The 8,661-nt window shown below is 73.8% G+C and carries 8 protein-coding genes; 1 reads left to right on the top strand and 7 read right to left on the bottom strand.

Annotated features, from left to right (window positions below; all coding sequences use genetic code 11):
- Nucleotides 1-142 precede the first annotated feature (142 nt).
- The 7 genes from JNW87_RS30500 to JNW87_RS30470 form a co-directional block, all read right to left on the bottom strand.
- Entirely contained in the window at nt 143-1,216 is a 1,074-nt protein-coding gene (locus JNW87_RS30500; RefSeq protein WP_109803796.1) for a HAMP domain-containing sensor histidine kinase, read from the bottom strand.
- Complete coding sequence (locus JNW87_RS30495; RefSeq protein WP_109803797.1) at nt 1,213-1,890, bottom strand: response regulator transcription factor; 678 nt, start codon at nt 1,888-1,890, stop codon at nt 1,213-1,215. The genes JNW87_RS30500 and JNW87_RS30495 overlap by 4 nt, the downstream gene beginning before the upstream one ends.
- Before the next feature lie 143 nt (nt 1,891-2,033).
- Nucleotides 2,034-2,732, bottom strand: coding sequence for a DUF5701 family protein (locus tag JNW87_RS30490; protein WP_109803798.1), 699 nt, complete (start codon nt 2,730-2,732; stop codon nt 2,034-2,036).
- A 64-nt stretch (nt 2,733-2,796) separates the two neighbouring features.
- Nucleotides 2,797-3,558 carry a LytTR family DNA-binding domain-containing protein gene (locus JNW87_RS30485; protein ID WP_109803799.1) on the bottom strand — a complete coding sequence of 254 codons (762 nt, stop codon included), beginning with the start codon at nt 3,556-3,558 and terminating at the stop codon, nt 2,797-2,799.
- The gene (locus tag JNW87_RS30480; RefSeq protein WP_109803800.1) at nt 3,555-4,778 is read right to left on the bottom strand and encodes a sensor histidine kinase; all 1,224 of its coding nucleotides are present in this window, start codon (nt 4,776-4,778) and stop codon (nt 3,555-3,557) included. Before JNW87_RS30480 ends, JNW87_RS30485 begins: the two co-directional genes overlap by 4 nt.
- A 33-nt stretch (nt 4,779-4,811) precedes the next feature.
- Nucleotides 4,812-6,323, bottom strand: a complete 1,512-nt coding sequence (locus JNW87_RS30475) for a sugar transferase (protein ID WP_109803801.1) — start codon at nt 6,321-6,323, stop codon at nt 4,812-4,814.
- A gap of 327 nt (nt 6,324-6,650) precedes the next feature.
- Complete coding sequence (locus JNW87_RS30470) at nt 6,651-7,511, bottom strand: Fpg/Nei family DNA glycosylase (protein WP_109803802.1); 861 nt, start codon at nt 7,509-7,511, stop codon at nt 6,651-6,653.
- A 24-nt stretch (nt 7,512-7,535) separates the two neighbouring features.
- Between JNW87_RS30470 and JNW87_RS30465 the strand changes: the two genes are divergently transcribed.
- Nucleotides 7,536-8,661: glycosyltransferase family 4 protein (locus JNW87_RS30465; RefSeq protein ID WP_238454848.1), on the top strand; the 1,126-nt coding region annotated here is incomplete at its 3' end.

The raw sequence follows: 8,661 nt of genomic DNA, 5'->3' as shown, positions 1-8,661 counted from the left end.
GGCCCGGCACCAGATCAGCCGGTACCGGCCGGCCTCCGGCGGCCACCGGTCCTGGTCGTCCGGGCCGCCGCCGGGCGCAGGCCCGCCGGGCCGGGCAGCACCAGCCGAGGGTCCACGGGCGGGCGCGGCGGGGGTGCGGTGGTCATGCGGCCTCTTCTCGGACGGGTTCGGTACGGGGCAGGGTGACCTCGATCCGGCAGCCGGGGCGAGTGCCGGGCGCGGCGGTGGGCGGGTCGGCCACCCGGATGGAGCCGCCGTGCAGTTCGACCACCCAGCGGGCGATGGCCAGACCCAGCCCGGTGCCGCCGCCGGCGGCCCGCTCGCCCCGGGTGAACCGTTCGAACACCCGGGAGCGTTCCGCCGCCGGGATCCCCTCGCCCTCGTCGCTGACCTCCACGTGCAGCTGCCCGGCCCGCTCCTCGGCGGCGACGAGCACGGTCCCGCCGGGCGGGCTGTGCCGGGCGGCGTTGTCGAGCAGATTGGCGAAGACCTGGTGCAGCCGCCACGGGTCGGCGCGCACGGTCAGCGGGGCGGCCAGCGGCCGGAGTCGGAAATGGACGTCCTGCCCGGTGCCGGCGGCCGTCGCGGCCGCGTGCTCCACCGCCTCGTCGAGGAAGTCGGCGACATCCATCCGGACCCGGCGCAGTGGCACCACACCCGCGTCGAGCCGGGACAGGTCGAGCAGGTCGGCGACGAGGTGCCCGAGCCGTTCGGTCTGGGTGAGCGCGGTACGCAGCGCCGCCGGCTCCGGGGTGGCGACCCCGTCGACCAGGTTCTCCAGCACGCCTTGGAGGGCGCTGATCGGCGTACGCAATTCGTGTGAGACGTTCGCGATCAGCTCGCGCCGGCGCTGGTCGGCGGCGGCGAGGTCGGCGGCCATCTTGTTGAACGCGTGGGCCAGCTCGCCCACCTCGTCCCGCGAGGTGGCCCGCACCCGGCGGGTGTAGTCGCCCCGGGCCATCGCCCCGGCGGCGGTGGTCATCTCGCGCAGCGGGGAGGTCATGCCGTGGGCGAGCACCTGGGCGGTCAGCAGGGCGATGCCGATGGCGGTCAGCGCCGTGCCCGGCGGGAGCCAGCCGACCCCGTACCAGAAGTAGCCGACGGCGACCGCCCAGGAGGCGACCAGCAGGACGCCGAGCTTCATCTTGATCGAGCGGACCGGGTCGAGCGGTCGGGGCAGCACGCGGTTCAACCAGTCCACCACCCGGCCGGTCACGCGGACACCTCCAGCGCGTACCCGACGCCGTGCACCGTCCGGATGAGGTCCGCGCCGAGCTTGCGGCGCAGCGCCTTGACGTGGCTGTCGACCGTACGGGTGCCGGCACCGTCGGCCCACCCCCACACGTCGGCGAGCAGCCGTTCCCGGGGCAGCACCGTGCGCGGCCGGCCGGCCAGGTGCACCAGCAGGTCGAACTCGGTGGGGGTCAGGTGCACCTCGGCGCCGGCCTTGACCACCCGCCGCTCCGCCGGGCTGATCTCGATGTCGCCCAGTCGCAGGGCGGTCGGCGGGGCGGTCGTCGCCCGCTCCACCCGGCGCAGCAGCACGTGCACCCGGGCCGCCAGCTCGCGCATGGAGAACGGCTTGGTCAGATAGTCGTCCGCGCCGACCGCCAACCCGACCAGCAGGTCGGTCTCGTCGTCCCGGGCGGTGAGCATCAGCACCGGCACCGGGCGGTCGGCCTGGATCCGCCGGCACACCTCCAGCCCGTCGAAGCCGGGCAGCATCACGTCGAGGACGACGAGATCGTGCTGCCCGGCCCGGAACCGGTCGACGGCGCTCGGGCCGTCCCCGGCGATATCCACCGTGAAGCCCTCGGCGCGCAGGCGGGCGGCGACCGACTCGGCGATGGTTCGTTCGTCCTCGACCACCAGTACCCGGCGTTCCTTCATGGCGTCCGACTGTAGGGACCAGCCGTGGAGATCGGTGGCTCGCCTTGTGAACAACCTGTGGAGAACGCCTCACTCCTGTGGATAACCCGGTGGACGAGCGCGAGGTCGCTGTGGACAACGAGCAGGGCCGCCGACGCCGTGGCTCACTCCGGGCCGACCCGGACCGGGTGGGCGGTGGCGGAGCCGAGCCAGGTGTGCGGGTTGCCGTACCAGCACCAGCCCAATTTCGGCGCGCCCTGGCTGATCCAGAGCGCCGGCACGCGCTTGTCCCCACAGCGCGACCCGACCAGCGAGAAGCACCGGTTCGAGGCGAGCGCCGCCGGGTGCTGGGTGACGAAGGCGATCCCCTCGTCGATGGTGAGCGGCAGCCGGCCCTGGGCGGTCATCCCCTCCATGGCGGCGGCGGGCGCCAGGTTGCGGAACTCCTCGCCCCGGTCGACGTCGAAGAGCAGGTACGCCGGTCCGGCCGGCGCCTCCAGCTCCTTGATCGGATCGAACCGGGGCAGGTCGGCGGCGGGGAAGTTGCGGTCCAGGAAGCCGGGCTTGGGCTTGCCGGCCAGCGTGGTGAGCCCGAGTCGCGCCTCGACGGGCACCAGCTCGCGGGTGATCACCAGCAGGAAGGGCGCCCGGGCCTCGGTCGGCGGCCGGTGCTCGGCACCCCCGGGCGGGCCGGCGACGGCCGCCGCGCGCAGCGGGGTGACCAGCGCGGTGAACGCCTCCTCGGTGAGCCCGGCCAGCTCCGGGTAGCCGAGCCGGAGCAGCGTGGAGACCTGGCGGTCGAACTCGGCTTCGGCGTCGAACGGGTCGGTGGTCGAGGCGGTGGCGGACGGGGATTCGGACACGGCGACCTCCAGTTGTCGTACGGCGTACCGTACAGCGTACGCTCACCGTGAGGTTATTCCCGGTTCACCGGTTCCAGTCCTGCTTCGCCGCCCGGACCAGCTTGTCCTTCAGCTCCCGGGTGTGCCGGCGGCTCACCGGCAGCTCGGCCCCGTCGATCACCACCACGTAGCCGGAGTTGACCAGCCGCAGCTCGGCGATCAGCTTCAACTGCACTAGGTAGGACCGGTGGATCCGGACGAACCCGGCGTCGGCCCAGCGCTCGGCGAGGGTCGCCAGCGACACCCGGACCAGGTGCGAGCCGTCCGCGGTGTGCAGCCGGGCGTAGTCGCCCTGCGCCTCCACCCAGCGCACCGCCGAGCGGGGCAGCATCCGGGTCGTCCCGGCCAGCTCGATCGGGATGGTCGGGTCCTCCTCCGCCCGGGCCAGGGCGGCCGGGTGCGACGGCACCACCCGTGAGCCGATCACCCGGCGCAGCGACTCGGCCAGCCGGTCGGCGCGGACCGGCTTGCGCACGTAGTCGGTGGCGCCCAGGTCGAAAGCGTCCACCGCGCCGTCGTCGTACGCGGTGACGAAGACGATCGCCGGCGGCCGGGCGAACCGGCGCAGCACCCGGGCCAGCTCCATCCCGTCCAGGCCGGGCATCCGGATGTCCAGGAAGACCACGTCCACGTCGCCGTCGCGGAGCACCCGCAGCGCCTCGGTGGCGTCCCCGGCCGTGTGCAGCCGGGCCACCCGCGGGTCGGCCCGCAGGTGGTACGCCAGCTCGTCCAGCGCCGGCGGCTCGTCGTCCACGGCGAGCACCCGGAGGAAGCCAGTCGCGTTCATGAACCGGCCCGTACGCCGGGGTGGAACTTCGGCACCCGCATGCTCACCTTCGTACCCGAGCCCAGGCCGGTCTCGACGACCAGGCCGAACCGGTCCCCGAAGGCCGACCGGAGCCGCTCGTCGACGTTGGAGAGGCCGACGTGCTGGCCCGCGTCGTCGGTCGGGTCGCTGCCGGCGCCGGCCAGCTCGGCGATGCCGGCGGTCAACGTCGTCGGATCCATCCCCACTCCGTCGTCCTCCACCGTTATGTGGCATTCCGCGCCCGCGTCCCGGGCCTCGATGCTCACCATGCCGGTGCCCGGCTTGCGGGACAACCCGTGCCGGACCGCGTTCTCCACCAGCGGCTGGAGGCAGAGGAACGGCAGGGTCACCGGCAGCACCTCCGGTGCGATCTGCAACCGCACCTGGAGCCGGTCGCCGAACCGGGCCCGCTCGATGGTCAGGTAGCGGTCGATCGAGCGCAGCTCCTCGGCGAGGGTGGTGAACTCGCCATGCGCCCGGAACGAGTAGCGGGTGAACTCGGCGAACTCCAGGATCAGCTCCCGGGCCCGCTCCGGGTCGGTCCGGACGAACGAGCCGATCGCGGTCAGCGCGTTGTAGATGAAGTGCGGGCTGATCTGCGCGCGCAGCGCGCGTACCTCGGCCCGGGCCAGCCGCTCCCGGGACGAGTCCAGCTCGGCCAGGGCGAGCTGGTCGCCGGCCCAGTGCGCGGTCTCCAGGGTGGCCTGCACCAGCCCGGGCGCCGGCTGGCCGTCGGCGATCGCGACCAGCGCCCCGACCACCCGGCCGTCCGCGCTCAGCGGGGCCACCACCGCGCCGCGTACCGGGCAGTCCACCAGGTCGCACTGCAGCTCCGACTCGCGCAGCACCGTCGAGCGCCCGGCCGCCGCCGCCCGCCGGGCCGCCGCGAGCAGTTGGTCGCCGTGGTGCGCGCCGCGCCCGTCGAGGGCGAGCAGCACCTCCCGGTCGGTCAGGGCCAGCCCGGCCGCGCCCACCAGGGTCCGGAGGTGACGTACGGCCTTCGCCGCGCCCGCCGCGCTCAGCCCCGCGCGCAGCGGCTCGGCCGCCAGCCCGGCGGTGTGCAGCACCTCGTACGTGGCCCGCTGGGTCGCGGTGGCGATGCCCCGCCGGGCGCGCAGCCGGAGCACCGCCCAGAGCGCCGCGGCCAGCGCGGTGACCAGTGAGACGACGCCGAACCCGGCGGAGAGGTTGCCACCCACGCAGCGATCCTGACGGGTGGCGACCCTCCTGCGCTAGTAGGCGCCCTTGCGGGCCAGCACCACGCCCACCGTGCGCCACAGGATGCTCAGGTCGTACGCCAGCGACCAGTTGTCGACGTAGTAGAGGTCCAGCCGGACCGCCTCGTCCCAGGACAGGTCGGAGCGGCCGGAGACCTGCCACAGCCCGGTCATGCCCGGCCGGACCAGCAGCCGGCGGCGCACGTCACCGAGGAAGTCGCCGTCGTCGGCGGGGAGCGGGCGCGGCCCCACCAGGGACATCTCGCCCCGGAGCACGTTGATCAGCTGCGGCAGCTCGTCCAGCGAGGAGGCGCGCAGGAAGCGGCCCACCGGGAAGACCCGGGGGTCCTCCTTCATCTTGAACAGCATGCCGTCGGTCTCGTTCTGGTCGACCAGGCCGGCCAACCGCTCCTCGGCGTCCACGTACATGGTGCGGAACTTCCAGACCCGGAAGGTCCGCCCCTCGTGGCCGACCCGGGGCTGGCGGAAGAAGACCGGCCCGTTGTCGGAGATCCGGATGGCGATGGCGATGGCCAGGAAGAGCGGGGTCAGCAGCAGCAGACCCAACCCGGCGGCGACCCGGTCCAGCAGGTTCTTGGCCAGCAGGGCCGGGCCCGACAGGGTCGGCTCCTCGACGTACAGCAGCGGCAGGCCCTCGATGGGGCGGATGTGCACCCGGGGGCCGGCGATGTCGGTGAGCTGCGGGGCGACCACCAGGTCGACCCCGGAGCCCTCCAGTTGCCAGGCCAGCCGGCGCAGCTCGCCCGGCTCGGCGCTGGCCGAGCCGCAGACGGCGATGGTGTCCCCGCCGACCTCCCGGACCAGGGCGAGCACGTCCCGGCCGGCGTAGACCGGCACCGGGGTCTCCATGCCGCGGGCCGCGGCGTACCCGTCGGTGATGTGGATGGCCACCGGCACCAGCCCGGCGTCCGGGTTGCGGGTGACCGCGGTGTAGACCTCCAGCGCCTCCGGCAGGGTGCCCACCAGCACCATCCGGTGCCCGGCCTGGCCGGCCACGCGGCGGACCAGGTGCAGCACGAACCGGGCCATGAAGCGGCCGAACAGGATCAGCAGCAGCGCCCCGAGCAGGGCGGTGCCGACTGTCCACCGGGACAGCTCGGTCTTCGTCGCGAAGGCGATGAAGGAGACCGTGGCGGCGACCGCCACCCCACCCCGGACCACCCGCTTGAACTCGTCCGGCCCGAGCCCCAGGTAACGCCGGTCGTACGCCCGGTTGCCCCAGAGGCTGATCAGCCAGCCGAGCGGCAGCAGTAGGAACGAGACCGTGTGGAACCAGGTCGGGTCCTCGCGGGTGCCGGAGAAACCCGAGGCGGCCTGGTCGAAGGTCTGGATGGCGATCCAACTGGCGAGCGCCGCCGAACCGAAGTCGATCAGCAGCAGCACCGCGATGTAGGGGCGGTGCCAGCGGGAGACGCGGCGGCGGGCACGGGCCCACGCCGACCGGGGTACGCCGTTGTGCGACGGCGGAGTCGGCGGCTGGATCTCGAAGCTGTCGACGTGCCGCACGCTCTTGCTCCGGCCTGTGTTGGTTACCGGGCGCTGGAGGCTTGTCGTCACCTCAACCCATGTCCTCCCGCATGACACGCGCCCTCACTCGCGGTGAGGGCTCGAGTCGCCCACCGTTCCAGTCTCCCACGCGGGCTCCGGGCCGGACGGCGGCCCGAAGGACAACCCGCCCGGTGGTGCCAGCTTGGGATCCGGCCGGCTCCACACCAGTTTCGAAGCCGGGGACCGAGCCACTATACCGATGGATGGCGGCCCCGGTAGAGCCGCCGACCGGGAGGTTCGACGCGCCCGGGTCGATTCCTCTCCGTAATCGGGATGTGTCGTTACTCACCGTACGAGCCGCGACAACCGACGGTCAGCGAGCGGCTTGCCCCCGGTCTGACAGGTGGGGCAGTACTGGAGGCTGGAGTCGGCGAAGGAGACCTCCCGCACGGTGTCCCCGCAGACCGGGCACGGCAGCCCGGTCCGGGCGTGCACCTTCAGCCCGGAGCGCTTCTCGCCCTTCAGTTCGGCGGCCCGCTGGCCCATCGAGCGCCGGACCGCGTCGCCGAGCACCGTGCGGGTCGCCGCGTGCAGGGCGGCCAACTGGTCGTCGGCCAGCCGGTCGGTGATCGCGAACGGGGACAGCTTCGCGGCGTGCAGGATCTCGTCCGAGTACGCGTTGCCGACCCCGGCCAGCACCGACTGGTCGGTCAGCACCCCCTTCACCTGGCCGCGCCGGCTGCGCATCCGCTCGGCGAAGGTGGCCAGGTCGGCGCGGAGCGCGTCCGGACCCAGCTTCGCCACCCCGGGCACCTGCGCCACATCGGTCACCAGGTACGCGGCCAGCTTCTTCTGGGTGCCGGCCTCGGTCAGGTCGAAGCCGGAGCCGTCGTCGAGGCGTACCCGCAGGGCGATCGGGCCCTTGCCGGGGCGCAGCGGCGCGCTGGACGGGAACGCCTCCCGGTAGTGCAGCCAGCCGGCCCGGGCCAGATGCACCACCAGGTGCAGGTCGCCGTCGAAGATCACGTCGAGGAACTTGCCGTGCCGGCCGGCGTCGACCAGGGTCCGGCCGGCGACGGCGCTCGGCGCCGGGTCGTACGTCTTCAGGGCGCTGATCGCGGCGACCTCGACCCGGTCGACCCGCCGCCCCACCGCGCGCTCACGCAGGTATCCGGCGAGCGCTTCCACCTCCGGTAGTTCGGGCATCAGACAACGGTAGCCTTCTTTTCCGTGAGAATCGTGGTGGCGCACAACCGGTACCGGGAGGCCCAGCCTTCCGGCGAGAACACCATCGTCGACGCGGAGATCGCCCAGCTCACCGCGGCCGGGGTGGAGGTGCTGCCGTTTCTCCGCAGCTCCGACGAGATCCCGACGATGCCGAAGGCGGCGAAGGCCCTGCTGCCGATCTCGCCGATCTACGCCCCGAAGGCCCAGCAGGAGCTCAGCCGACTGCTCACCGAGCACCGGCCGGACGTGCTGCACCTGCACAACCCGTACCCGCTGCTCTCGCCCTGGGTGGTGCGGACGGCGCACAAGCACGGCGTGCCCGTGGTGCAGACCGTGCACAACTACCGGCAGGTCTGCTCCTCCGGGCTGTACTTCCGCGACGGCGTGATCTGCCAGGACTGCCGGGGCCGGGCGCTGGGCGTGCCGGCGATCGTGCACCGCTGCTACCGGGGGTCCCGGGCGCAGAGCGCGCTGATGGCCACCACGCTCGCCGTGCACCGCCCGACCTGGAAGTCCGTCGACCGGTTCATCGCGCTCACCACGGCGGTCGCCGACCACCTGCGCGACTACGGCATCCCGGACGAGCGGATCGTGGTCAAGCCGAACGCCATCCCCGACCCGGGGGCGCCCGCGCCGCTCGGGGAGGGCTTCCTCTTCCTCGGCCGGCTCTCCCCCGAGAAGGGGCTGGACCTGCTGCTGGAGGCGTGGCGCCGGCACCCGGACGGGGCGCTCGGCCCGCTGCGGATCGCCGGGGACGGGGAGCTGCGCCCGCTGGTCGAGGCGGCAGCCGCCGAACGGGCCGACGTCACCTTCCTCGGCCCGCTGGACCGCGCCGGGGTCCGCGCCGCGCTGGACGCCAGCGCGGTGGTGCTGGCCACCTCCACCTGGCACGACGTGCTGCCCACCGTGATTATCGAGGCGCTGGCCAGCGGCCGGCCGGTGCTCGGCACCGCGCTCGGCGGCATCCCGTACCTGGTCGGCGCGGACACCCCCCGCGAGCCCGCCGGCACCGGCCCGGCCGCCGTCGCCTCCGCCGTGCCCGGGGACGGCCGGGTCGCCCCGCCGGTCGGCATCGAGGCCGGCGAGGCCGGCTGGGTGGTCGCGCCGGAGCCGGCCGCGTTGGCCGCCG

It is taken from the genome of Micromonospora sp. ATA51 (genome assembly GCF_016802855.1).
Classification (GTDB): Bacteria; Actinomycetota; Actinomycetes; order Mycobacteriales; family Micromonosporaceae; genus Micromonospora; species Micromonospora sicca.
Note: the sequence above shows the minus strand (reverse complement) of the source record. Positions and strands in the feature narration are given on the sequence as shown.